At 73.3% G+C, this 23876-nt stretch carries 24 protein-coding genes; 20 read left to right on the top strand and 4 right to left on the bottom strand.

Annotated elements, in window-relative coordinates; genetic code table 11:
- Window position 1: 1 nt before the first annotated feature.
- Window positions 2-460, top strand: a complete 459-nt coding sequence (locus ACIA6B_RS22020) for a hypothetical protein (RefSeq protein WP_396775826.1) — start codon at window positions 2-4, stop codon at window positions 458-460.
- A gap of 49 nt (window positions 461-509) precedes the next feature.
- Here ACIA6B_RS22020 and ACIA6B_RS22015 read toward each other — a convergent pair whose 3' ends face one another.
- Window positions 510-1757: a cytochrome P450 gene (locus tag ACIA6B_RS22015; RefSeq protein ID WP_396775824.1), complete on the bottom strand. Its 1248-nt coding sequence runs from the start codon at window positions 1755-1757 to the stop codon at window positions 510-512.
- Between the two features lie 271 nt (window positions 1758-2028).
- On the opposite strand from ACIA6B_RS22015, the gene ACIA6B_RS22010 reads away from it, so the two are divergent.
- A complete protein-coding gene (locus ACIA6B_RS22010; protein ID WP_396775822.1) occupies window positions 2029-2418 on the top strand; it encodes a hypothetical protein in 390 nt (129 codons plus the stop codon).
- Window positions 2419-2428: 10 nt separating this feature from the next.
- Here ACIA6B_RS22010 and ACIA6B_RS22005 read toward each other — a convergent pair whose 3' ends face one another.
- Window positions 2429-2647: a DUF397 domain-containing protein gene (locus ACIA6B_RS22005; protein ID WP_013287999.1), complete on the bottom strand. Its 219-nt coding sequence runs from the start codon at window positions 2645-2647 to the stop codon at window positions 2429-2431.
- Window positions 2648-2713: 66 nt separating this feature from the next.
- On the opposite strand from ACIA6B_RS22005, the gene pepN reads away from it, so the two are divergent.
- The 11 genes from pepN (at window position 2714) to ACIA6B_RS21950 (ending at window position 14999) form a co-directional block, all read left to right on the top strand.
- Window positions 2714-5230 (top strand): aminopeptidase N, encoded by a 2517-nt coding sequence (gene pepN / locus ACIA6B_RS22000; protein WP_396775820.1) that lies wholly within the window; start codon window positions 2714-2716, stop codon window positions 5228-5230.
- A gap of 105 nt (window positions 5231-5335) precedes the next feature.
- A complete protein-coding gene (gene nadD / locus ACIA6B_RS21995) occupies window positions 5336-5932 on the top strand; it encodes a nicotinate-nucleotide adenylyltransferase (RefSeq protein WP_107155686.1) in 597 nt (198 codons plus the stop codon).
- Window positions 5933-6078: 146 nt separating this feature from the next.
- Window positions 6079-6450 carry a ribosome silencing factor gene (gene rsfS / locus ACIA6B_RS21990; RefSeq protein ID WP_107155880.1) on the top strand — a complete coding sequence of 124 codons (372 nt, stop codon included), beginning with the start codon at window positions 6079-6081 and terminating at the stop codon, window positions 6448-6450.
- Entirely contained in the window at window positions 6447-7076 is a 630-nt protein-coding gene (locus ACIA6B_RS21985; RefSeq protein WP_396775818.1) for a histidine phosphatase family protein, read from the top strand. Before rsfS ends, ACIA6B_RS21985 begins: the two co-directional genes overlap by 4 nt.
- Window positions 7077-7124: 48 nt before the next feature.
- A complete protein-coding gene (locus tag ACIA6B_RS21980) occupies window positions 7125-7976 on the top strand; it encodes a DegV family protein (protein ID WP_396775816.1) in 852 nt (283 codons plus the stop codon).
- A 61-nt stretch (window positions 7977-8037) separates the two neighbouring features.
- Window positions 8038-8826 (top strand): SDR family NAD(P)-dependent oxidoreductase, encoded by a 789-nt coding sequence (locus ACIA6B_RS21975; protein ID WP_396775815.1) that lies wholly within the window; start codon window positions 8038-8040, stop codon window positions 8824-8826.
- Between the two features lie 265 nt (window positions 8827-9091).
- A complete protein-coding gene (locus ACIA6B_RS21970; RefSeq protein ID WP_396775813.1) occupies window positions 9092-10105 on the top strand; it encodes a helix-hairpin-helix domain-containing protein in 1014 nt (337 codons plus the stop codon).
- A complete protein-coding gene (locus ACIA6B_RS21965) occupies window positions 10102-12477 on the top strand; it encodes a ComEC/Rec2 family competence protein (RefSeq protein ID WP_396775811.1) in 2376 nt (791 codons plus the stop codon). Before ACIA6B_RS21970 ends, ACIA6B_RS21965 begins: the two co-directional genes overlap by 4 nt.
- Window positions 12478-12738: 261 nt before the next feature.
- A complete protein-coding gene (locus ACIA6B_RS21960; RefSeq protein ID WP_396775810.1) occupies window positions 12739-13101 on the top strand; it encodes a hypothetical protein in 363 nt (120 codons plus the stop codon).
- Between the two features lie 420 nt (window positions 13102-13521).
- A complete protein-coding gene (gene holA / locus ACIA6B_RS21955) occupies window positions 13522-14502 on the top strand; it encodes a DNA polymerase III subunit delta (RefSeq protein ID WP_396775808.1) in 981 nt (326 codons plus the stop codon).
- Window positions 14499-14999 (top strand): hypothetical protein, encoded by a 501-nt coding sequence (locus ACIA6B_RS21950; RefSeq protein ID WP_396775806.1) that lies wholly within the window; start codon window positions 14499-14501, stop codon window positions 14997-14999. Before holA ends, ACIA6B_RS21950 begins: the two co-directional genes overlap by 4 nt.
- 274 nt (window positions 15000-15273) lie before the next feature.
- Here ACIA6B_RS21950 and rpsT read toward each other — a convergent pair whose 3' ends face one another.
- The gene (gene rpsT / locus ACIA6B_RS21945) at window positions 15274-15540 is read right to left on the bottom strand and encodes a 30S ribosomal protein S20 (protein ID WP_089158054.1); all 267 of its coding nucleotides are present in this window, start codon (window positions 15538-15540) and stop codon (window positions 15274-15276) included.
- A gap of 167 nt (window positions 15541-15707) precedes the next feature.
- Window positions 15708-16712: a phosphotransferase family protein gene (locus ACIA6B_RS21940; RefSeq protein ID WP_396775805.1), complete on the bottom strand. Its 1005-nt coding sequence runs from the start codon at window positions 16710-16712 to the stop codon at window positions 15708-15710.
- A 74-nt stretch (window positions 16713-16786) separates the two neighbouring features.
- Between ACIA6B_RS21940 and ACIA6B_RS21935 the strand changes: the two genes are divergently transcribed.
- The 7 genes from ACIA6B_RS21935 to ACIA6B_RS21905 all read left to right on the top strand — a co-directional run bounded on the left by ACIA6B_RS21935 (window position 16787) and on the right by ACIA6B_RS21905 (window position 23761).
- Window positions 16787-17323 carry a DUF4240 domain-containing protein gene (locus ACIA6B_RS21935; protein ID WP_396775803.1) on the top strand — a complete coding sequence of 179 codons (537 nt, stop codon included), beginning with the start codon at window positions 16787-16789 and terminating at the stop codon, window positions 17321-17323.
- Window positions 17324-17496: 173 nt separating this feature from the next.
- Complete coding sequence (gene lepA, locus ACIA6B_RS21930) at window positions 17497-19374, top strand: translation elongation factor 4 (protein WP_281937223.1); 1878 nt, start codon at window positions 17497-17499, stop codon at window positions 19372-19374.
- Window positions 19375-19607: 233 nt separating this feature from the next.
- Window positions 19608-19892, top strand: a complete 285-nt coding sequence (locus ACIA6B_RS21925; RefSeq protein WP_396775800.1) for a GlsB/YeaQ/YmgE family stress response membrane protein — start codon at window positions 19608-19610, stop codon at window positions 19890-19892.
- Between the two features lie 259 nt (window positions 19893-20151).
- Window positions 20152-20436, top strand: coding sequence for a GlsB/YeaQ/YmgE family stress response membrane protein (locus tag ACIA6B_RS21920; RefSeq protein ID WP_107155698.1), 285 nt, complete (start codon window positions 20152-20154; stop codon window positions 20434-20436).
- A gap of 219 nt (window positions 20437-20655) precedes the next feature.
- Entirely contained in the window at window positions 20656-21948 is a 1293-nt protein-coding gene (locus ACIA6B_RS21915) for a sugar ABC transporter substrate-binding protein (RefSeq protein WP_396775797.1), read from the top strand.
- Window positions 21945-22934: a carbohydrate ABC transporter permease gene (locus tag ACIA6B_RS21910; RefSeq protein WP_396775795.1), complete on the top strand. Its 990-nt coding sequence runs from the start codon at window positions 21945-21947 to the stop codon at window positions 22932-22934. The genes ACIA6B_RS21915 and ACIA6B_RS21910 overlap by 4 nt, the downstream gene beginning before the upstream one ends.
- Window positions 22931-23761 (top strand): carbohydrate ABC transporter permease, encoded by an 831-nt coding sequence (locus tag ACIA6B_RS21905; RefSeq protein ID WP_396775794.1) that lies wholly within the window; start codon window positions 22931-22933, stop codon window positions 23759-23761. Before ACIA6B_RS21910 ends, ACIA6B_RS21905 begins: the two co-directional genes overlap by 4 nt.
- Window positions 23762-23876 lie beyond the last annotated feature (115 nt).

The following is a 23876-nucleotide window of genomic DNA, read 5'->3' as shown; positions in this document are numbered from 1 at the left end:
GATGCAGTTGGCGCACTACCTGGGGCTCCTGCACCGGGCGCAGGACCGCCTCGGCGACGCGTTCGCCGAGGTGGGCGCCGCGCACCGGGACGAGCCGGACGTCTTCCACACCTGCGAGCGGCTGGCCGCCCGGTCCCGCGCGCACGCGGCGGCGCTGGCGCCGTTCACCCGCCGGTACGCCGAGGACGCCCCCGCCGAACCGGACCGGCTGCACTCCGAGCTGTTCTCCGGCACCCGCACCGGGCCGCTGGGGTTGCTGCGCGACCTCCAGGACCTCTACCTGATGGCCGCCGAGTGCGACATCTGCTGGACCGTGGTGGGGCAGGCCGCGTACGGCGCGCGGGACGCGGAGCTGCTGGCCGTGGTGCACTCGTGCGAACGGGAGACCGCGACCCAGCTCAAGTGGCTGCGTACCCGGATGAAGCAGGCCGCGCCGCAGGCGCTGGTGGTGGCGTCCTGACCGGCCGGCCGTACGCCGTCGACCCGGCCGGCCGAGGTCCCGTCGACACTCAGCCGGCCGGCCGTACGCCGTCGATGACCAGCCGGCTGGGCGGCAGCGTCGGCATCCGGGTGAGGTCGAGCGCCAGGTCCTGCGGCGGGACGCGGTAGCTCATCGCGCCGGTCAGGTTGGCCACCGCCCGCTTCATCAGGTCGATCGTGATCCACTCGCCGGCGCAGCGGTGACCCGAGAAGTGGTCGCCGCCGCCCTGCGGGACCAGGCCGAACGGGTCGTCCCGCCAACCGGCGAACCGCTCCGGCCGGAACCGCTCCGGCTCCGGCCACAGCTCCGGGTGGTGGTTGGTGCCGTACAGGTCGAGCACCACCCGGCGGCCCTGCGGGAACGCGTACCCCCGCCACTCGAACGAGCGGCGCACCCGCGCGGCGGCCAGCGGGAAGAACGGGTAGTAGCGGCGGACCTCCTGCACGAACTGCTCGGTCGCGTCGTCGTCGCCGCGTACCCGGTCGCGCCAGTGCGGGTGGTCGTGCAGCGCCAGCGCGGCGAAGACCACGTACCGGTCCACCGCGACCGTGGGGCGCAGCACGTTGAGCAGCTCCACCGCGGCGATCCGGCGGGGCAGCGGCTGGCCGCGTTCGTCCCGGTGTTCGGCGACGATCCGCAGCGCGCTGCCCTCGGGCGCGGGCAGCGCGCCCGCGCGGACCCGCTCGACCAGCGCGCCGGCCCAGCGTTCGGCCCGACGGCGGCCGATCAGGCCGCGCCAGTGCTTCGGGCCCAGCACCGCCGGTCCCTCGATCATGGCGTGCATCTCGGCGGTGCGACGGCGCACGTCGGCCTCGGCCAGCGGCACCCCGGCCCAGGCCCAGACCGCGCGGGTCAGCAGCCGACCCATCTCGTCGTAGAGCACCACCGGCCCGTGTTCCGCCCAGACCGGGATCCGGGCCCGCCACTCGTCGTCGAAGAGCTGCCCGAGCCGCCGGACCGCGGCCGGCGTCATCATCGACATGAACATCGCCTTGCGGGCACGGTGCGCCGCCCCGTCGAGGCCCTGGACGCCACCCACCCCGGTCAGCGTGCGCTGGCCGCGCATCGGCGTGGCGCCCCGCCTGACGAACCGCTCCTCGTCGTAGAACAGCTCGGCGGCCTCCCGGCCGCGTAGGCAGATGGTCGGCTCCAGCATCAGCCGGATCTGCACGACGTCGGAGCCCAGCCGGTCGCAGCGGGCGCCGACGAAGCGGTAGCCCTCCCGGAAGTAGGCCAGCGTGCTGTCCGGGCTGCGGTCGCTCGGCATGGTGCTCATCTCGGTTGCTCCTGACCCGGCTCGGCGACCCTGCGCGATCTGCGCTTCCTGGACCCTGCGTGGTCTGCGCTACCTACCCGGGCCGGGGCGGCCGAATCCTCCGTTTCCGCAGATCCGCCCGCCCGGGGGAGGGCGGACCACCCACCCAGGCGCTGGCCCCTCCCGGGGCGCGGAAAAGCTGGTTGGCTCGTACCCGGACCGGCGGTGGCCGGTCCGGCCCCCGCCGGGCCCGGCGTCCGGCGGGCGGTCACCGGCGACGGGGGAGGCACGGATGCGCGACAACCGGGCGGCGCGGCGGTATCACCGCGACGGGACGGCCGGGCTGCGGGGCGGCGACCGGGCGGAGTCGCTGACCGGCGGGCCCCGGCGGGCCGGGGCCCGCCCGCCGGGGTTCTTCACCGTGCACCTCGGCTTCGTGGCCGCCGACCCCGCCGTCGCGCGGGAGCTGGCCGTCGCGTACGCGGAAGCGCTCGACCTGCTCCGCCCGGAGCTGGCGCTCGGCGCGGCGGCGCTGTCCCCGGCCGACGCCTGGCACCGCGCCGAGCGGCTGTTCTGCGGGGCGGCCGGTCCCGACGGCGAGCGGTGCGCCGACGTGACCGGCCATCCCGGCTTCCACCATGCGCCCGGGCCGGGCGGCCTCGGCTGGGGCGACGGTGACTGATCCGGCCGGCTCAGTCCAGGTCGAACTCCCCGTCCTGGGCGCCCGCCACGAACGCGTCCCACTCGGCCTGGGTGAAGACCAGGACCGGGCCGTCCGGCTCGGCCGAGTTGCGCATCCCGATCAGGTCGTCGACGAAAGCCACCTCGACGGCGCCCTCGGACGTGTCGCCCTCCGCTCGCTGCCAAACCGCCCGAGAAAGGTCGAAATCGCCCTTGGGGTGTTGACCCATCGTTTTCCCTCCATCGCCACGCGTCACGGGAAGGCCCGTGCGGACCTCATCGGGCAGGATAAGCGGATGCCGAGCCTGACCCGTGCAGAGGCGACCGCGCGTGGCGCGTCGATCACCGTCGAGTCCTATCAGGTGGACCTCGACGTGACCGGCGACGTCGAGCGGTTCCGCTCCACCACCACCATCCGGTTCCGGGCCACCCCCGGCGCCGAGACGTTCGTCGACGTCAAGCCCCGCCGACTCCTGCGGGTCCGCCTCAACGACCGGGACCTCGATCCGGCCCTGCTGGTCGACGGGCGACTGCCGCTCACCGGGCTGGTGGACACCAACGAGATCACCGTCGAGGCCGAGATGGCCTACTCCAACACCGGCGAGGGGTTGCACCGCTTCGTCGACCCGGCCGACGGCGAGACGTACCTGTACGCGATGTCCTTCCTGGACGACGGGCCGCGCATCTTCGCCGCCTTCGACCAGCCCGACCTGAAGGCCCCGGTCACGCTGGCGGTCACCGCGCCACCGGAGTGGACGGTGGCCGCGAACGGGCAGCTCGCCGACCGGCCGGCGCCGGGCCGGTGGGAGTTCGCCCCGACCGCACCGCTGGCCACCTACCTCGTCTCGCTGGTCGCCGGGCCCTGGCACGTGCTGCGCGCCGAGCACGACGGCATTCCGCTCGGGTTCTACTGCCGGCGTTCGCTCGCGGCGCACCTCGACGCCGACGCGGACGAGATCCTCACCGTCACCCGGCGGTGCCTCGACCGCTTCCACCAGCTCTTCGCCGAGCGCTACCCGTTCGGCAAGTACGACCAGGCGTTCGTGCCCGAGTTCAACGCCGGCGCGATGGAGAACCCGGGCCTGGTGACGCTGCGCGACGACTACGTCTTCCGCTCCGCGGTCACCGACAGCCAGCGGGAGTACCGCGCCACCGTGATCGCCCACGAGATGGCGCACATGTGGTTCGGCGACCTGGTCACCATGCGCTGGTGGGACGACCTGTGGCTGAACGAGTCGTTCGCGGAGTACCTCGGCACCCGGGTCACCGCCGAGGCCACCCGCTTCGACCAGGCCTGGACCACCTTCGCGCTGCGCCGCAAGGCGTGGGGATACGCCGCCGACCAGCGCCCCTCCACCCACCCGGTGGCGCCCGAGGAGGTAGCCGACGCGGCGGCGGGCCTGCTCAACTTCGACGGCATCTCGTACGCCAAGGGCGCCGGGGTGCTGCGCCAGCTCGTCGCCTGGCTCGGTGACGACGTGTTCCTCGCCGGTCTGAACGCGCACTTCGCCGCACACCGGTTCGGCAACGCCACCCTCGCCGACCTGCTCGACAGCCTCGCCTCGGCCGCCGGCCGGGACCTCGGCGGCTGGGCCGAGCGGTGGCTGCGCCGGGCGCAGGTCAACACGCTGCGGATGGAGACCGCGGTGGACGCCGACGGCCGGTGGACCGAGGTGGCGGTGACGCAGACCGCGCCGACGACCCATCCGGTGCTGCGACCGCACCGCATCGGCGTGGCCCACCACACCGCCGAGGGCCCGACGCGCCGGTTCGAGGTCGACCTCGACCCGGACGCCGACGGCGGCCGGACGCCGCTGCCCGAGCTGACCGGTCAGCCCGCCACCGGCCTGCTGCTGCCCAACGCGGGCGACCTCACGTTCGCCAAGATCCGGCTCGACGCGGCCTCCGCCGACGCGGTGCCGATGCTGCTCCCCGGCCTCGACGACCCGCTGGCCCGGGCGCTGCTCTGGGGGGAGGCGCTGGACGCCGCCACCGACGGCGAGCGGCCGGTCGCCGAGCTGGTCGCCCTGATCACCGCCGCGCTGCCGGCCGAGACCGAGGTGATCATCGCGGAGGACGTGCTCGCGCTCAGCCGCAACCTCGTCGACCGCTACCTGGAGCCGCTGGCCCGGGACGCGGCGCTGCTGCGGATCGCCGAGGCGTGCCGGGCGCTGCTGGTCGGCGCACCCGCCGGCGGTTCGCTCCAGCTCGCCGCCGTGCGGGGCCTGATCGGCGCCACCACTGATGCCGACCTGCTCCGCGGTTGGCTGGCCGGCGCGGACGTGCCGGAGGGGCTGGCGGTCGACGCCGACCTGCGCTGGGCGCTGCTGCACCGGCTGGTGGTGCTGGGTGGCGCCGGCGAGGCGGAGATCGCCGCCGAGTCGGCCGCCGACCGCAGCGCGACCGGCGCCGAGCGGGCGGCCGACTGCCGGGCGGCCCTGCCGGACGCCGACGCCAAGCGGGCGGCCTGGGAGATCATCGTCGACAACACCGAGCTGTCGAACCGGTTGGTGGAGGCCACCGCCGAGGGGTTCTGGCAGCCGGAGCAGGCCGAGCTGACCGCCGGGTACGTCGAGCGTTACTTCGCCGAGATGCCGGCGACCGCGCGTCTGCGTACCGCGTGGGTGGCCGACCGGGTGGCGGCCGTGGCGTTCCCGCGCTACGCCGTGACGCAGTCCACCCGGGAACTGGCCGCGGCGTTGCTGGCCCGCGACGACCTGACGCCGGGGCTGCGCCGGCGGGTCGTCGACCTGGACGACGACCTGCGCCGCGCGCTGGTGGCCCGGACGGCGGTGGCCGCCGTGGGCGCCTGACCGACGCCTCGCGCCGGGCGGCCGACCGCCCGCCCGGCGCGAGCCGGCGACCCCGGCCGACCGACCCCGGCCGACCGACACCGGGGCGCGGCCTAGGATCGCGGGGTGGAGGAAGACATCCGGCGGATCGGCATCATGGGTGGCACGTTCGACCCGATCCACCACGGTCACCTGGTGGCGGCGAGCGAGGTGGCCGACCGGTTCGGGCTGGACGAGGTGGTCTTCGTGCCGACCGGGCAACCATGGCAAAAGGCGGACGAACCGGTCAGCCCGGCCGAGGACCGTTACCTGATGACCGTGATCGCGACCGCCTCCAACCCCCGCTTCCAGGTGAGCCGCGTCGACATCGACCGCGGCGGCCCCACCTACACCGTCGACACGCTGCGCGACCTGCACGCCGAGTACGGCCCGAAGGCGCAGCTCTTCTTCATCACCGGCGCGGACGCGCTGGAGCGGATCCTCTCCTGGAAGGATCTGGACGACGTCCTGGAGTTGGCCCACTTCATCGGGGTGACCCGCCCCGGCTTCGAGTTGACCGACAAGCACCTGCCGGCCGACTCGGTCAGCCTGGTGCAGGTGCCCGCCATGGCCATCTCCTCGACCGACTGTCGGGCCCGGGTCGGCCGGGGCGAGCCGGTCTGGTACCTGGTACCGGACGGTGTGGTGCAGTACATCGCCAAACGGCGCCTCTACCAGCGATGATCTCGCCCGTTATCGCCCTGTTCATGCCGATAACCGGCCAGAACTGACAGGTCGTCACGCCGCCCGGTGTGAGAGGCTTGGAGAGTCGCACGGTTGATCGAAGGAGAACGGTGACCACCATTCCGGAACGCGCCTACGAGCTGGCGATGGCCGCTGCCCAGGCCGCGGCCGACAAGAAGGCACAGGACATCGTCATCATCGACGTGGGCGACCAGCTCGCGATCACCGACGCGTTCCTGGTGGCCTCCGCTCCGAACGAGCGTCAGGTCCTCGCCATCGTCGACGCCATCGAGGAGCGCCTGCTGGAGCTGCCGGAGAAGGCCAAGCCGGTCCGTCGCGAGGGTGAGCGGGGCGGTCGCTGGGTGCTGCTCGACTACGTCGACATCGTGGTGCACGTCCAGCACACCGAGGAGCGCGAGTTCTACGCGCTCGACCGGCTCTGGAAGGACTGCCCGCAGATCCCGTTCGTGGACCGCGACCTCGCCGACTCGGCCGCCGGCACCGCCACCGCCGAATGACCCGCCTGATCATCTGGCGGCACGGCAACACCGACTGGAACGCGCAGAGCCGCGTCCAGGGCCAGACCGACGTGCCGCTCAACGACCTCGGCCGGGAACAGGCCCGTGCCGCCGCGCCGGTGCTGGCCGCGCTGCGTCCGGACGCCATCGTCGCCAGCGACCTGCGCCGCGCGGCCGACACCGCCGCCGCGCTGGCCGCGGTGACCGGGCTGCCGGTCCGTTCCGACCCGCGGCTGCGCGAGCGGCACTTCGGCGAGTGGCAGGGCCTGGCCCTGACCGAGGCCGCCGAGCGGTTCCCCGACGAGTTCGCCCGCTGGCGGGCCGGCGACCCCGACCCCGGCGCCGGCATCGAGAGCCTGCACGATCTGGGCACGCGGCTCGGCGCCGCGTTCCGCGACGCGGCCGACCTGGCCGCCGGCGGAACCGTGGTGGTCGCCACCCACGGCGGCGGAGCCCGACAGGGCGTGGGCCACCTGCTCGGCTGGGATCACGCGGTGCTGCGCAGCGTCGGGTCGCTGGGCAACTGCCACTGGACCGAGCTGCGCCACGACGACGCCCGCGGCTGGCACCTGCGCGCGCACAATGTCGGGCTGATCACCCAGCCGGCGCTCACCGACGCGGTCTGAGCCGGTCGGCCCCGGCGCGGCGCCGCGACATCGGCTAGCGTGCCGGTCATGCCCGTAGCGGTCGTCACCGACTCCACCGCCTACCTGCCCCCCGATCTGGTCCGCGCGCACCGGCTCACCGTCGTCCCGCTGACCGTCGTGCTCAACGGCGCCGAAGGGCTGGAGGGCATCGAGACCTTCCCGGCGGACGCCACCCGCGCGCTGGGTGCCCGGCGCGTCTCGGTGAGCACCTCCCGGCCCGCGCCGGAACAGTTCGCGCAGGTCTACCGCGCGTTGCTCGCCGACGGCGCGGACGGCGTGGTCTCCGTGCACCTCTCCGCCGAGCTGTCCGGCACCGTCGACGCCGCCCGGCTCGCCGCCGCCGAGGTCGGCGACGACCGGGTCGCGGTGGTGGACAGCCGCTCCACCGGCATGGGGCTCGGCTTCCCGGCGCTCGCCGCGGCCTCGGCCGCCGCCGGGGGCGCCGACCTGACCGGGGTACGCGCGGCGGCGCTGGACGCGATCGACCGGACCACCATTTTCTTCTACGTCGACACGCTGGAGTTCATGCGTCGGGGCGGCCGGATCAACGCGGCCGAGGCGCTGCTCGGCACCGCGCTCTCGGTCAAGCCGATCATGCACATGCCGGACGGCGCGATCGTGGTGCGGGACAAGGTCCGCACCGCCAGCCGGGGCGTGGCGCGCCTGGTCGGCCTGGCCGTCGAGGCGGCCGGCGACCACGACGTCGACCTCGGCGTGCACCACCTCGCCGCCCCGCAGCGCGCCGAGGCGTTGCTGGCGGCGCTGACCGAGCGGCTGGGGGACCGGCTGCACGACACGTACGTCACCGAGGCCGGTGCGGTGGTCGCCGCGCACGCCGGTCCCGGGCTGGCCTGCGTGGTCGTCCACCGCCGCCCGTGACGGTTCCGGTGGCGGACGGTCACCGGGCACGCCGCGGTCGCCCGCACGCTACGTTGGCCGGATGAACGCGCGGTCGTACGTCGTCACCGGAGGCGGGCGGGGGGTCGGTCGGGCCGTCGTCGAACGGTTGGCCGCCGACGGTGGGGCGGTGGTCGTGGTCGAACGGGACGACAGCGCGCTCGACTGGCTGACCGGGCACCCGGCCGCCGACCGGCTGCACGCGGTCACCGGGGACGCCGCCGACGAGGCGGTCGCCGGCCGGGCCGCCGACCGCGCCGAGGCGTCCGCGCCGCTGGCCGGCTGGGTGAACAACGCCGCGGTCTTCCGCGACGGCGACCTGCACCGGGTGCCCGCGACCGAGGTGTTCGACCTGATCGCGGCCAATCTGCGCCCCGCCGTGGTGGGGGCCGGCACGGCGGTACGCCGGTTCCTGGCCGCCGGGAGCGGCGGCGCGATCGTCAACGTCTCCTCCCACCAGGCCCGCCGGGCGGTGCCGGGCGCCCTGCCGTACGCCACCGCGAAGGCCGCCGTGGAGGGGCTGACCCGGGCGCTCGCGGTCGACTACGGCCGGCACGGCATCCGCACCAACGCGGTCGCGCTCGGCTCGATCCACACCGAACGGCACGCCGCCTACCTGGCCGGGCTGGACCGGGCCGGGGTGGAGCACGTCGAGTCGGAGCTGGCCCGACTGCACCCGGTGGGCCGGATGGGGCGTACCGGGGAGGTGGCCGACGTGGTCGCGTTCCTGCTGTCGGCGGCGGCCTCGTTCGTCAACGGTGTGACGCTGCCGGTCGACGGCGGTCGGGCCGCGCTCGGGCTGGACCCGGAGGCCCGCGACGAGGAGGCGTAGCGGGGGATGTCCCTGCACACTTGATGGCGTAAGTGAGTCATCTCCTGAACCGTTCTCAGCATCACGTGCGTAGCTTGCGCCAGGGCCCCGGCCGTCCGCCCCGTTGGGGCGGAGCCCGCGGTCAACGGTCCCCAGCACCCGCGGCGGACGTATCGTTAGCACACCGGCGGCATGAGCGGGTGATTGTCCACAAGGGCACCGCCGTCCACAGGCGAGAGGTCGCGGACCGATCGACAGGCTCGCTGTCGTCGTAGCGTCCTGAGCCGTGCCAGACGACGAGGAAGCGACGGTACGGCGGCGGCTCGCCCGGTTGTTCGCGCCGGCGGGCAGGACGGTCGCCGTCCAGACTCCCGCCGGCAGTGCGCGAGATGTCGTCCGAGCGATAGCCCTCAAGCCGTCACCCGCGTATCCCCCTACCGAGCCGTGGGGTCTCCGGGATCCCGAAGCTCAGCCGGGCGAGCCGGGCCGTTCCGGGCGGCGACCCGGCCATGGGGAGCCTGATCGCGGACCGGACCATCCGTTCGGCGCGGACCGGGTGCCCACCGGCGATGACGACAGGTCTGCCGAAGATCCGCCCGAGGAGTCCCGAGCGACCGCAGGAGGCATGGCGGTCCGGCTGCCCGGGCCGGGCGCGTTCGACCCGGGTCGGCGGGGCGTCCGCGTCCTGGCCGTGGTGGCCGCGATCGTCGTCCTGGTGGCCGCCGTCTGGGCGTGGCGATCCCGGCCGAGCGCCGAACCGGTCCGGCCGTCCGCGCCGGTCGGCGAGCCGCCGACCGGCGCGGCGACGCGGGCGCCGGTCGGTGCGGGGACCGAAGCGACCGACCCGGCGGGTCCGTCCGGCCAGGTGGTCGTCACGGTCGCCGGCAAGGTCCGCCGCCCCGGGCTGGTCCGGCTCCCGGCCGGCGCCCGGCTGGCCGACGCCCTGACGGCGGCCGGGGGAGCGCTGCCCGGGATCGACGTGGCACTGCTCAACCCCGCCCGCAAGGTCACCGACGGTGAGCTGATCCTGGTCGGCGTCACCGCCCCGCCCGGACAGCCCGCACCGGGTCCGGCGGCCGGCGGCGGCGCGCCGGGTGGACCGGCGGCGGGGCCGGTCAACCTGAACACCGCCACGCTGGCCCAGCTCGACGCGCTGCCCGGCGTCGGCCCGGTGCTCGCCCAGCGGATCCTCGACCACCGGGACCAGCACGGCGGGTTCCGGTCCGTGGCCGACCTGCGTCAGGTCGACGGCATCGGGGACGCCCGCTACGAGCAGCTCAAGGAACTGGTGACGGTGTGAGCGCCGACGGTGGGGAGGCCGGGCCGGACCTGCGACTGGCCGGCTTCGCGGTGGCGGCCTGGCTCGCCGCGCTGGCCGGGCTGCACCTCCCCGTCCGGTGGACCGTCGGGCTGGCCGCCGTCGCCGCCGCGCTCGCGCTCGTCGCGGGCCTACACCTCGGCGGCGTGCTGGGTCACCCCGTCCGCCCGGCGCGCCGGTACGGCTGGATCGCCGTCACCGTCCTGCTCGGCGCGCTCTGCGGGGCGGCGGCCACCGGGGCACGGGTCGCGGTCCGCGACGCCGCCCCGGTCCGGGCGCTCGTCGCCGAACGCGCGCTTGTCACCGCCGACCTGGTGGTCCGGGACGACCCCCGCCCGGTGCGCGGCGCTCCCGGCCGCGCGGCCACCCTGCTGGTCCGGGTCGATCTGGTACGCCTCACCGGCGCCGACGGCGGTCAGGTCACCGGCCCACTGCGCGGTCTGGTGCTCGCCACCGACCCCGGCTGGCGGGGGCTGCTGCCGGGGCAACGGGTCACCACCCGGGGACGGCTCGGCGCGTCGCGCGGCGGCGACCTGACCGCGGCGGTGCTCTCGGCCACCGGGCCGCCCACCCGGCACGGCCCCGCGTCGTGGCCGCAGCGGGCGGCCGGCGCGTTGCGGGCCGGATTGCAGCGGGCCTGCGAGCCGTTGCCGGACGCCCCGGGCGGGCTGCTGCCCGGCCTGGTGGTGGGCGACACCAGCCGGCTGTTGCCCGAGGTGGAGGAGGACTTCCGGGCCACCGGGATGACGCACCTCAACGCGGTGTCGGGGTCCAACGTGGCCATCGTGGTGGGAGCGGTGCTGCTGCTGGCCCGTTGGGCGCGCGCCGGTCCGCGTACCGCCGTGGCGCTCTGCGGCCTGGCGCTTGTCGGCTTCGTCATCCTGGTGCGGCCCTCGCCGAGCGTGGTGCGGGCCGCGGCGATGGGTGCGATCGGGCTCGCCGCGCTGGCCGCCGGGCGGCCCCGGGCGGCGCTGCCCGCCCTGGCCGCGGCGGTCGCCGGGCTGGTGCTGCTGGACCCGGATCTGGCCGGCGATCCGGGCTTCGCGCTGTCGGTCTGTGCCACCGGCGGGCTGCTGCTGCTCGCGCCGGGCTGGCGGGACGCGCTGCGTCGTCGGGGCGTACCGCCGGGGTTGGCGGAGGCGTTGGCGGTGCCGGCTGCCGCACAGCTCGCCTGCGGCCCGGTGATCGCCGGGCTGTCGGCGACCGTCAGCCTGGTGGCGGTGCCGGCGAACCTGCTGGTGGTGCCCGCCGTTGCACCGGCCACGGTGCTGGGTGTGCTCGCCGCGGTGTTGTCGCCGGTGTGGCCGGCCGGCGCGGAGTTTCTCGCCTGGCTGGCGAGCTGGCCGGCGCGTTGGCTGGTGGCGGTGGCGACCCACGGGTCCGGGTTGCCGGCCGGGAACCTGCCCTGGCCGGGCGGGGTGACCGGCGGCCTGCTGCTGACCGCCGTGAGCGTGGCGCTGCTGCTCGCCACCCGGCGACGTCGGGCCCGCCGGCTGGTCGCGGTCGTGGCGCTCGCCGTGGTGCTGGGCGCGCTGCCGATCCGGTTGCTCGCCTCGGGGTGGCCGCCGCGTGACTGGTTGGTGGTGGCGTGCGCGGTGGGCCAGGGCGACGCCGTCGTGCTGTCGGTCACGCCCGGGCGGGTCGTGGTGGTCGACGCCGGCCCGGAGCCGTCCGGCGTGGATGCCTGTCTGCGCCGCCTGCGCGTACGCGAGGTGTCGTTGCTGGTGGTCAGCCACTTCCACGCCGACCACGTGGGCGGGGTGGCCGGGGTGTTCCGGGGCCGGCGGGTCGGCGCGGTGGTGGGTCCGCCCTGGTCCGAGCCGCCCTACGGGGTGGCCCAGGTGCGCGAGGCGGCCCGTCGGGGTGGCGCATCGCTCGCCCCGGCGTCGGCGGGTTGGCGCTGGCGGGCCGGCGCGGTGGAGCTGGTCGCGGTCGGGCCGCCGTACCCGTTGCGCGGCAGCCGCTCCGACCCGAACAACAACTCCCTGGTGCTGACCGCCACGGTGGCCGGTGTGCGGGTCCTGCTGGCCGGGGACGCCGAGACCGAGGAGCAGCGGGCGTTGCTGGAGACGGTGCCGGCCGGCGCGTTCCGGGCCGACGTGCTGAAGGTGGCGCATCACGGGTCCGCCTACCAGGACCCGGACTTCCTCGCCACGGTGCGCCCGGCGGTCGCGCTGGTCTGCGTCGGTGTCGACAACGACTACGGGCATCCCAACCCCGGTCTGCTGGGACGGTTGAGCAGGGGCGGCGCGCGGGTGATGCGTACCGACACCGACGGGGACGTGGCCGTCGTGAGGGTCGGGGCCGGCCTGGCGGTGGTGGCGCGTGGCACCGGGCCCGGACGGTCGCGGTGACGCTCCGCCCGCCACGCTGCCGCGGTCGCTGGCAGCGCCAACCGCCGGCTTGGCCTGCTGACGGCCAGACGGCCAACGACGGTCAGGCGGGGCAAAAGCCCTGGTCAGAGGATACTGCCATAGGTCAAACCTGATGAATGTCGATAGATTTGGCGTATCTGCAATTTAGCCGGTCATCTATGGATTTGATGCCCCAGAGTGGGTCAACCTGGGGCCACCGTACGGGCGACCATGTCTCGACAAGCGAAGGGAACTCCAGCCATGAAGAACAAGAAGCTCATCCTCGCCGGCGCGGGGGCGGCACTGGCCGGCGGCCTCCTGCTGGCCGTGCCCCTGACTGCCGCCGCCGACCCCGGCTCCACTGCGGCCGCCAAGTCGCAGGCGGCGATGGCTCCGACGTCCCAGCGGACCGGCACCTCGGTGTCGGTGTCGCCGGGGGCCAACGGGGTCGCCACCGTCACCTGTCCGGCCGGCACGATCGTGACCGGCGGTGGCGGCCAGACGTCCGCCTTCGACATCTTCATCACCGACTCCTTCGCCTCCGGCAACGGCTGGGCGGTGCGCGGCAGCAACCGGGGCGCGACGGTCCAGACCATCAGGGCCGTCGCCATCTGCATCGGCTAGTCGTGGCGACCAGGGGCCTCGTCGACGGCGTGACGGCCTGAGACCAGGCGAGACCTCCGGTGAGGCGTGCGGTGTCGACGCCCACGACCGGACCGGAGGTCTCCTGGTCGCCGACGGTCCGGGGTACTTCCCGGTCGGCACGTGCGCTGGTCGACCGGACGAGCGCGGTGCTGCTGGGCGCGGCAGAGCCGAGCGGTACCCCATCCGCCGCCGGGTGCCGCCGCTGTGCAGGCCGTCCAGGTCGGAGCCAGCCCAGCGGTGGCGGCGCGTGGTACCGGGCCCGGACGGTCGCGCTGAGCGCGTTGGGTTCTGTTGCTATAGATGCAGGATCAAGGGAAATGTCTGGATTTGCGCTGAGTGCGGGCCGGGCCGTCACAGTCCGCGATGAGCAGGCACGATCCGCCCCGAGGGCGTGCGAGTATGTGCGACGTGACCCCCGCCAGCCTGCCTCCCATTCTGCTCGTCCTCGGCGACGAGGAGCTGCTCGCCACGCGCGCGGTCTCCGACGCGGTCGCCCGGGCCCGCGCGGTGGACCCCGACGTGGACGTGCGGGAATACCAGGCCGGCTCGCTGGCGGTCGGTGAGATCGACGAGATGCTGAGCCCGTCCCTGTTCGGCGGTCGCCGGGTGCTGGTGCTCCGCTCCGGCCAGGACGCCCGCAAGGACCTGTCCGCCGCGCTGCTGGCGTACGCCAAGAACCCCGACCCGGACGTGCAACTCGTGGTGCTGCACGTGGGCGGCGCCAAGGGCAAGGCGTTCGCCGACGGCCTGCGATCGGCGGGCGCCACCGTGGTGCCGGCGGGCAAACTCAAGGGGCACCGTGAGCGGGTCGCCTTCGTCCGGGACGAGATCCGCCGCCATGGCGGAAAGTGTGCCGAGGACGCGGCCGAGGCGCTGATCGCGGCCGTCGGCAACGACCTGCGTGAGCTGGCCGCCGCCTGCTCACAGCTCGTCGCCGACACCGACGGTCGGATCGACGCCGAGACGGTCGCCCGCTACTACCGGGGCCGGGTCGAGGTGACCGGCTTCACCGTGGCCGACGCGACGATGGTCGGCGACGTGCCCGGCGCCCTGGAGGCGCTGCGCTGGGCGCTGCACGTCGGGGTCGATCCGGTGCCCATCGCGGACGCGCTCGCCGACGGCGTGCGGACCGTGGCCCGGGTCGCCTCGGCCGGACGGGGCAGCGCCTACCAGCTCGCCAGCAGCCTGGGCATGCCGGCGTGGAAGATCGAGCGGGCCCAACGCCAGGCTCGGGGCTGGACGCCGGAGGGCCTGGTCACGGCGATGCGGGCCGCCGCCGAGTGCAACGCGGCGGTCAAGGGCGGTGCCGACGACCGGGCGTACGCGTTGGAGCGGGCCGTCTTCTCGGTGGCCGCGGCCCGGCAGGGCGGCGGCCGGTGACCCGAGCGTGGTCGACCGTGCCGACGGACGAGGACCGTTACCGGCCCCTCTACGCCCGGGTGCTCGGCCTGCGCTTCGTCAACCCGGGCGGGGTGCTCTGCTTCCTCTTCTTCGAGGGCGCGGTGGCGCTGGCCGTGCTGCTCTCGCTCGCCGAGTTGGTGAGCTGGTGGGCGGTGCTGGTGCTGCCGACCGCCGTGGCGGCCATGGTCAAGCTCAACGACGTGGTGGCCGAGATCGTGATCCGCACTGCGGCTCAGGTGCCCGAGCAGGAGCGGGACCGCTTCCGCCGGCAGATGGAGCCGGTTGTCGGGCGGGCCCGGGTGCCGGCCACGGTCCGGGCGGTGCCCGGTGGCCTGAGCCTGACCGGCGATCGGAGTGCCACCCGCTCGGCGGCTCCCCACCACCCGGCGGGGCGTTCGGCGCTGCCGCTCGACCGGCCCGGGGAGCGGGGCCGGCGGACCGCCTCCGAGATCACCTGGCCCGATCCCTTCCGCTGACCGCCGCCCGCTCCGCCCAGCCGCGCCAGTCGGTGAGCAGCGCCACCCAGCCAGGCCACGACCGATGCGGTCCGGCCGTGCCGGTCCGGTCGGCCGTGCCGAGCCGGTCGGCCGTGCCGAGCCGGTCGGGCGGCGTCCTGTGCGGGTCGCGGCCCAGGCAGCTTGGCCAGCCGGACCGCGTGCGCATGCCCGACCTCGCCCCGGCGGAGAAACGCGGACAACCGGAAGCCCCGGGGCGGTGGCCCCGGGGCTTCCGGTCAGGTCTACGGTCTCGTCAGGCCGAGAACGAGGCGACGCGCTTGGCGATCGCCGACTTCCGGTTCGCCGCCTGGTTGGCGTGGATGACACCCTTGCTGGCGGCCTTGTCCAGCTTCCGGGTGGCCTCCTGCATGAGCACGGCGGCCTTCTCGGTGTCGCCCGCCTCGGCAGCCTCGTGGAACTTGCGGATGGCGGTCTTCAGCGACGACTTGACCGACTTGTTACGCAGCCGGCGCTTCTCGTTCTGCCGGTTGCGCTTGATCTGGGACTTGATGTTCGCCACGCGACAGCCTCGTCTTGATAGCTCGGGTTGGTCAGCTTGCGTGCGCGACGAGCATGCGTCATCGCCGCGCGAATGGTCAGGCTACCAGGTCGTTCCCGGACGAGCCAAAACGCCTCCCGGACGCACCGGTCAGCAGGGTGAGAAGGGGCCCTTCTCTACCGGAAACGTTAAGCGGGGGCCCCTCCTTCGCCCCGGGCCCAGCCGCGGCGGGCGGTGAGCCAGGTGAGGGCCTGCTCACCGCTCCACTGCTGGTGGGAGCGCAGGTGTGGGGAGGCGGTCGACGGGCCGGCGGCGGCGCCGGTGAGGAAGTAGCCGGCGAGTGCGGCGAGGCTCACGTCAAGCGTGTCCGGCGGCGCCGCGGCGGTCGCCGGGTGGCGGGCGAAGGCGGCGTCCGCGTCGAGGCCGCTGGCGTACCCGGTGAGCAGCAGGGCGGCCAGGTCGAACCAGGCGGGCCCGTGACAGAGCCAGGTCCAGTCGCAGAGCCAGGCGCGGCCGTCGGCGTCGATCAGGAGGTTGTCCACCCGCAGGTCACCGTGGGCCAGCCCGGGGGCGGCGTCGGCATAGCCGGGGAGGCGGGACTCCAGCGCGACCAGCTCCGCCAGCGGGACGCCCGCCGCCGCCGCGGGCAGCGGTTCGCGGCCGGCGGCCACCTCGCCCCACCACAGGATGTCGTCCCGGGCCAGGTCGGCCAGGCGCGGCAGCCCGAGCGCGACGAGGTCCCCGGGCGGTTCGGCGAGCGCGGCGGCCACCTCGGCGTACGTGGCGAGGGCCGCCGCCAGCTCGGCCGGGTCCCAGGGCAGCCGGGGAGTGTGCCCGTCGATCGCGTCGAGCGCGAGCGCGTACCAGCCGGACCCGGTCAACGCCCAGCGCGGCCGGGGCACCGGCAGGCCGGCGGGGAGCCGGGCCAGGATCGCGGCCTCGTGGGCGTACCAGTCGACCAGGTGCCGCTGCCCGGCCAGCGCCGCCGCCTTGACGAACACCCGGTCGCCGCCCGGGCCGGTCAGGACGGCGGCGAAGCCGCGCGTGAAGCCGCCGCCGGCCACCCGGACCTCGGCCGGTGGGCCGCCGAGCCGGGCTGTCAGCGCGTCGCGCAGCCCGTCCGGCAGTTCGGCCCAGCCGGGTCGTTCGGCCGTCTCCCCGTACGGAACGGGCGGTAGCGAGATCGCACGCACCGCTCCATGCTGCCGCACCGCCACCACCGCCGGGTGCGGGCGGCGCGTCGGTGGGCTCTGCCAGACTGCCGACCATGAGGACCGAGGACTTCTGGCAGTTGATCGACCAGGCCCGGGCCGGGGCCGGGGGAGAGGCCGACGCGGTCGCCGTGCGGGCGGTCGCGCTGCTCGCCGAGCGCGATCCGGAGGAGATCGTCGGATACGCCCACCACCAGCGGCGGGTGCTCGCCGCCTCCTACCGGGTCGACCTGTGGGGCGCGGCGTACCTGATCAACGGCGGCGCCTCGGACGACGGCTTCGAATACTTCCGGGGCTGGCTGATGACGCAGGGCCGGGCCGTCTTCGCGCGGGCGGTGACCGAGCCGGATTCGCTGGCCGAGCTGCCCCGGGTCCGCTCCGCCGCGCTCAGCGGCGAGGAGTTCGAGTGCGAGCGGATGCTGTCGGTGCCCTGGGAGGCGTACCGGCAGGCCACCGCGTCCGAGTTGCCGACCGACCGGGATCCGGTGAAGGTGCCGGACCTGAACGACTTCTGGGACTTCGACGACGAGGAGGAGGCCCGCCGCCGGCTGCCCCGGCTCGCCGCGCTCTTCGTCGAACCGCCGGCGGAGTGACCCCCCGCGCGGCGGGTCACGCGGCGACCGGTCGCGGCGGAGTGACGCCCCGCGCGGCGGCGGGTGGCCGGGCAGTGCCGGGGGAGCCCGGGCGCGCGCCGGACGACGTGGGAGCATAGAGGGGGCCGGCGGCGCGCCGGCCCGCTCACGTCAGCCGACCAGAACGGACCGCTGTGCCACCGAAGCTCGATCCCGGCGCGAACGCTCCTGGTGCCACCGACCCGGCGCGCATCCGGAACTTCTGCATCATCGCCCACATCGACCACGGGAAGTCGACCCTGGCCGACCGGATGCTGCAGCTCACCGGCGTGGTCGACCCCCGGCAGATGCGCGCGCAGTACCTGGACCGGATGGACATCGAGCGCGAGCGTGGCATCACCATCAAGAGCCAGGCCGTCCGGATGCCGTGGACGATCCGCGAGGGGGACCGGGCCGGCGAGACCGCCGTGCTCAACATGATCGACACCCCCGGCCACGTCGACTTCACCTACGAGGTGTCCCGCTCGCTGGCCGCCTGCGAGGGCGCGGTCCTGCTCGTCGACGCCGCGCAGGGCATCGAGGCGCAGACTCTCGCGAACCTCTACCTGGCGCTCGAGAACGACCTGCGCATCATCCCGGTGCTCAACAAGATCGACCTGCCGGCCGCCCAGCCGGAGAAGTACGCCGAGGAGTTGGCGCACCTGATCGGCGGTGACCCGGCGGACTGCATCCGGGTCTCCGGCAAGACCGGTGAGGGCGTGCCGTACCTGCTCGACGAGATCGTCCGGCAGTTCGTGCCGCCGGTCGGGGAGGCCGACGACCCGGCCCGCGCGATGATCTTCGACTCGGTCTACGACGTCTACCGCGGCGTGGTCACGTACGTCCGGGTGATCGACGGCCGCATCTCGGCCCGGGACCGGATCAAGATGATGTCCACCGGCGCGGTGCACGAGCTGCTGGAGATCGGCGTCATCTCGCCGGAGATGGTGAAGGCCGACGCGCTCGGCGTCGGCGAGGTGGGATACCTCATCACCGGCGTGAAGGACGTCCGCCAGTCGCGGGTCGGTGACACGGTCACCATCAACGGCAACCCGGCCAAGGAGGCGCTCGGCGGCTACAAGGACCCGAAGCCGATGGTCTACTCGGGTCTCTACCCGATCGACGGCTCGGACTACCCGAACCTGCGCGAGGCGCTGGACAAGCTCAAGCTCAACGACGCGGCGCTGGTCTACGAGCCGGAGACGTCCGGCGCGCTGGGGTTCGGCTTCCGCTGCGGCTTCCTCGGCCTGCTGCACCTGGAGATCATCCGGGAGCGGCTGGAGCGGGAGTTCAACCTCGACCTGATCTCCACCGCGCCGAACGTGGTCTACCGGGCCATCACGGAGGACGCCCAGGAGATCGTGGTGACCAACCCGAGCGAGTACCCGACCGGCAAGATCGCCGAGGTGTACGAGCCGACCGTGCGGGCCACCGTGCTGACGCCGAACGACTACGTCGGCGCGGTGATGGAGCTGTGCCAGGGCCGCCGGGGCAACCTGCTCGGCATGGACTACCTCTCCGCCGACCGGGTGGAGCTGCGCTACACGCTGCCGCTGGCCGAGATCATCTACGACTTCTTCGACCAGCTCAAGAGCCGCACCAAGGGGTACGCCTCGCTCGACTACGAGACCTCCGGCGAGCAGGCGTCCGACCTGGTGAAGGTGGACATCCTGCTGCACGGTGAGCCGGTGGACGCGTTCAGCGCCATCGTGCACAAGGACAAGGCGTACAACTACGGCACCACGATCGCGGCGAAGCTGCGCTCGCTGATCCCCCGTCAGCAGTTCGAGGTGCCGATCCAGGCGGCCATCGGCAGCCGGGTGATCGCCCGGGAGACGATCCGCGCGATCCGCAAGGACGTGCTCGCCAAGTGCTACGGCGGTGACATCAGCCGGAAGCGCAAGCTGCTGGAGAAGCAGAAGGAGGGCAAGAAGCGGATGAAGATGGTGGGCCGGGTGGAGGTTCCCCAGGAGGCCTTCATCGCGGCGCTCTCGTCCGACTCCGGCGACGGCAAGCCCGCCGGCAAGAAGTAGCCGAGCGGCCCACGAAACCGGCCGGCGCCCTCCGTCGAGGGTGCCGGCCGGTTCGCGTACCCAGGAAATTTTCAGCTTCCGGAACCGCTCCCACCTGCGGTTTTGGCTCGGCGGTCGGGCGACTTCCGGCGTGTCGCGGATTCGGTCGGTTTCGGTTTTTGATCGGTCGGGAACTTACCGGTCACGACAGCAACCGCACAGAACGTGCGAAACCGCTTATAGGAGGACCGACCGTGGAGTTCACCGTCTGGGGCATCATCACCGCGCTGGTCGTTGGTCTGATCGTCGGCGCGCTGGGCCGGCTGGTCGTGCCGGGCCGGCAGAACATGCCGATGTGGCTGCACATGCTGATCGGTGTGGGCGCCGCGCTGCTGGGCACGATCGTCGCCCGGGCGTCCGGCTTCGCCGACACCGCCGGCATCGACTGGCGCGAGCTGCTGCTGCAGGTGCTCTTCGCCGCCATCGCCGTGGCCCTGGTGGCCGGGGTCGGTCGTCGGCGGGGCGTCACCCACCACTGACCGCGTACCAACGCGCCGCGACGGGCGCCCGGCCGACCGGCCGGGCGCCCGTCGCCGTTTCGCATTGAAGCCGATCGGTTCGCCGACGGTGGGGGCGACGGCGGCCCAGGCCGGGATTTGGGCGGGAAACCCCAGCTCAGGGTAGGGATGAACAATTCGTCACCGGAGTCGGTTTGGATTTTTCGCGGGTCGGGAACTTAGCGGTCACGACAGAAACCACACGACATCGTGTGACTCGATCTGAAGGAGGAGGGCGACCATGGAGCTCACCGTTTGGGGCATCATCACGGCGCTGGTCGTTGGTCTGATCGTCGGCGCGCTGGGCCGCCTGGTCGTGCCGGGCCGGCAGAACATGCCGATGTGGCTGCACATGCTGATCGGTGTGGGCGCCGCGCTGCTGGGCACGATCGTCGCCCGGGCCTCCGGCTTCGCCGAGACCGCCGGCATCGACTGGCGCGAGCTGCTGCTGCAGGTGCTCTTCGCCGCCATCGGCGTCGCCCTGGTGGCCGGTGTCGGCCGTCGGCGGGGCGTCTCGCGCTACTGACCCCACCACGACGCTCGACGGGCGCCCGGCCACCGGCCGGGCGCCCGTCCGCGTACTCCCGCTCTGACCTGCCCGGACGGCACCCCTGCCGGCCGGGCCTTCGGCTGCGATACGGTCGCCTCGGTCGGCCGCCGGGCCCACCCCCTGTTGTAAAGGAAATTTTCCTACTAAGGTGCGGCGGAGAAGGTTAGTGCCAAACGGCCCTGAGGGAGATATGGCGTGAACAGGTGGAAGCGGCTGGCTCCGGTCACCGCCATCGTGGCGTCGGCCGCGCTGGTGCTGACCGGTTGCGGTGGCTCCGGCGACGATGACAAGGCCGCCGACAACAGCAAGCTGACGGTCTGGATGATGGGCGAGGGCGGCGACGCCCAGACCACGTTCCTCGACACGGTCGAGGCGGAGTTCAAGAAGAAGCACCCCGAGACCGACGTCGTGGTGCAGTACATTCCCTGGCTCGAGGCGCCGAAGAAGTTCCAGGCCGCGCTCGCCGGCGGCGAGGGCCCGGACGTCACCGAGCTGGGCAACACCGAGACCCAGGGGTGGGCCGCCCAGGAAGCCCTGGCCGACGTGACGGACAAGTTCAACGGCTGGTCCGAGGGCAAGGACATCCTGCCCGACCTGGTGAAGAACGCCCAGCTCGACGGCAAGCAGTACGGCGTGCCGTGGTACGCCGGCGTACGTGCCGTCTACTACCGCACCGACTGGTTCGCCGAGGCGGGTGTGAAGCCGCCGACGAACTGGGACGAGATGGTCGCCGCCGCCAAGGCCGTCCAGGCCAAGAAGCCCGGCACCTACGGCATCGCCCTGCCCGGCAACTCCGAGCTGCCGTTCTACTCCTTCCTCTGGGGTGCCGGCGGCGAGATCGCCACCAAGGACGGCGACAGCTGGAAGTCCGGCTACAACACGCCCGAGGCGCAGAAGGCGGTCAAGTTCTGGACCGACCTGGTGACCGTGCACAAGGTCGCCCCGCCGGCCGCCGCCGGCTGGAACGAGGTCGACGCCCGGACCCAGTTCGCCACCGGCAAGGCCGCCATGGCGTTCGCCGGTAGCTGGCAGGGCGGCGCGATGAAGAAGGACAACCCCGACATCGAGAAGGTCTGGGGCACGTTCCCGATCCCCGGCCCGGACGGCAAGGCCGCCCCGGCGTTCGCCGGCGGTTCCGACATCGCGGTCTGGAAGGACAGCGAGCGGCAGGCGCTGGCCTGGGACTACATGACCGTGCTGCTGAGCAAGCAGAAGGACCAGGAGTTCGCCAACAGCCTCGGCTTCTTCCCGGTCTACCAGGACCTGGTCAGCGGCGGGAACTACGCCAACGACAAGGTGATGGCCGCGTTCGCGACCGCCATCCAGAACACCAAGCTGACCCCGCTCACCCCGAAGTGGGTCGAGGTCAGCCGCACCAAGACGGTGACCCAGGCGATGAACAGCTCGGTCATCAAGGGTCAGAAGACGGTCGAGAAGGCAACCGCCGACGCGGCCACCGAGATGGAAAGCATTCTCAACGCCAAGTGACAACGCTGACCAAGGCCACCGGCGAGGCCGCCGCGCGGGAGCACCCCGCGCGGCGGCGCCGCCGAAAGGTGGACCGCCTCCCGTACCTGTTGCTCCTGCCCTGTCTGGCGATCATCGCCGTGCTCTTGCTCTGGCCGCTCGGCCAGGTCGTGATGATGTCCTTCTACAAGCTGGACAGCGTCCGGCAGCTCCGGGGGGACCGCGAGTGGCCCTGGGTCGGCCTGGCCAACTACGCGCAGATCCTCGGCGACCCGTTCTTCCGGACCGTGCTGCGCAACACCGTGCTCTTCGCGGTCGCCAACGTGGCGCTCACCATGGTGCTCGGCACGCTGGTCGGGCTGCTGCTCAACCGGCTCGGCAAGAAGATGGCCACGTTCGTGGCGAGCTGCGTGATGCTCGCCTGGGCCACCCCGGCGCTGACCGGCACCATCGTCTGGAAGTGGATCTTCGACGACACGAGCGGCCTGGTCACCTGGCTGTTCAACAAGCTGCCGGACGGCCTCTCCACGACGCTGTTCGGGCGTAGCGACTGGACCGGCTACGGCTGGTTCAACGACCCGCTGCTGTTCTTCGGCATCCTGACGCTGGTGGTGGTCTGGCACTCGTTCCCGTTCATCGCGGTGAGCGTGTTGGCCGGGCTCAAGAGCGTGCCCACCGAGTTGCAGGAGGCGGCCCGCGTCGACGGCGCCGGGCCGTGGCGCGTTTTCTGGTCGGTCACGTTCCCGATGCTCCGGCCGGTCTTCGGCATCCTGGTGGTGCTCTCCACGATCTGGGACTTCAAGGTCTTCACCCAGCAGTTCGTGCTGGCCGGCGGCACCCAGGACCGGTCGACGTTCATGCTGTCGATCTACTCGTACGCGGAGGCGTTCTCGCCGCCGCCCAAGTACGGCCTCGGCTCGGCGATCGCCGTCATCCTCACCGTGATCCTGCTCGCGGTGACCGCACTGTACGTCCGCATGGTGCTCAAGCAGGAGGACGAGTCGTGAAGAAGATCGCGCTCAACGGCGCCGGCCTGCTGGTCGCGCTCTTCGCCGCGTTCCCCGTCTACTGGATGGTCGCGACGTCGCTGAAGCCCAACCGGGAGATCTTCTCGGCCACGCCGCGCCCGGTGCCGGCGGAGCCCACCCTGGAGCACTACCGGGAGATCCTCACCGGCAACCTGATCCCCGGCGTGACGTTCCTCGACTTCTTCCTCAACAGCGTGCTGGTCGCGGTGGCCACCGTGCTGCTGAGCGGGCTGGTCGCGCTGCTCGCCGCGACCGCGGTGGCCCGGTTCCGGTTCAAGCTGCGCACCAGCTTCCTGATCCTGCTCCTGGTGGTGCAGATGATCCCGCTGGAGGCGCTGGTCATCCCGCTGTTCCTGATGATCCAGCGGCTCGGCCTCTACAACACGCTGCCCAGCCTGATCCTCACCTACCTCGGCTTCTCGCTGCCGTTCGCGGTCTGGATGCTGCGCGGCTTCGTCGCGGCGGTGCCGAAGGAGTTGGAGGAGGCCGCCGCGATCGACGGGGCCAGCCGGGCCCAGACGTTCCGCAAGGTGCTGTTCCCGTTGGTCGCGCCCGGCCTGGTGGCGACCAGCATCTTCTCCTTCATCACCGCCTGGAACGAGCTGATCTTCGCGTTGACGTTCATCAACGACCAGGAGCGGTACACGCTGCCGGTGGCGATGACGTTCTTCTTCGGCCGGGACGACACCGCGTGGGGCTCGGTGATGGCCGCGTCCACGCTGTTCACGCTGCCGGTGATCATCTTCTTCCTGCTGGTCCAGCGCCGGATGGTCTCCGGGCTGGTCGCCGGCGCGGTGAAGGGCTGATCCCCGGTCGACCTCGATGACGGGCCGCCGGCTGGGACGCCGGCGGCCCGTCGCCGGCCCAGGCACCGGGCTCAGGTGTTCGGCGCAGGCACGGGCGCAGGCATTCGGCTCAGGC

The sequence above is a fragment of the Micromonospora sp. NPDC051141 genome (assembly GCF_044455765.1).
In the GTDB taxonomy this organism is placed as follows: domain Bacteria; phylum Actinomycetota; class Actinomycetes; order Mycobacteriales; family Micromonosporaceae; genus Micromonospora.
This window is presented reverse-complemented; position numbering and strand designations above follow the sequence as displayed.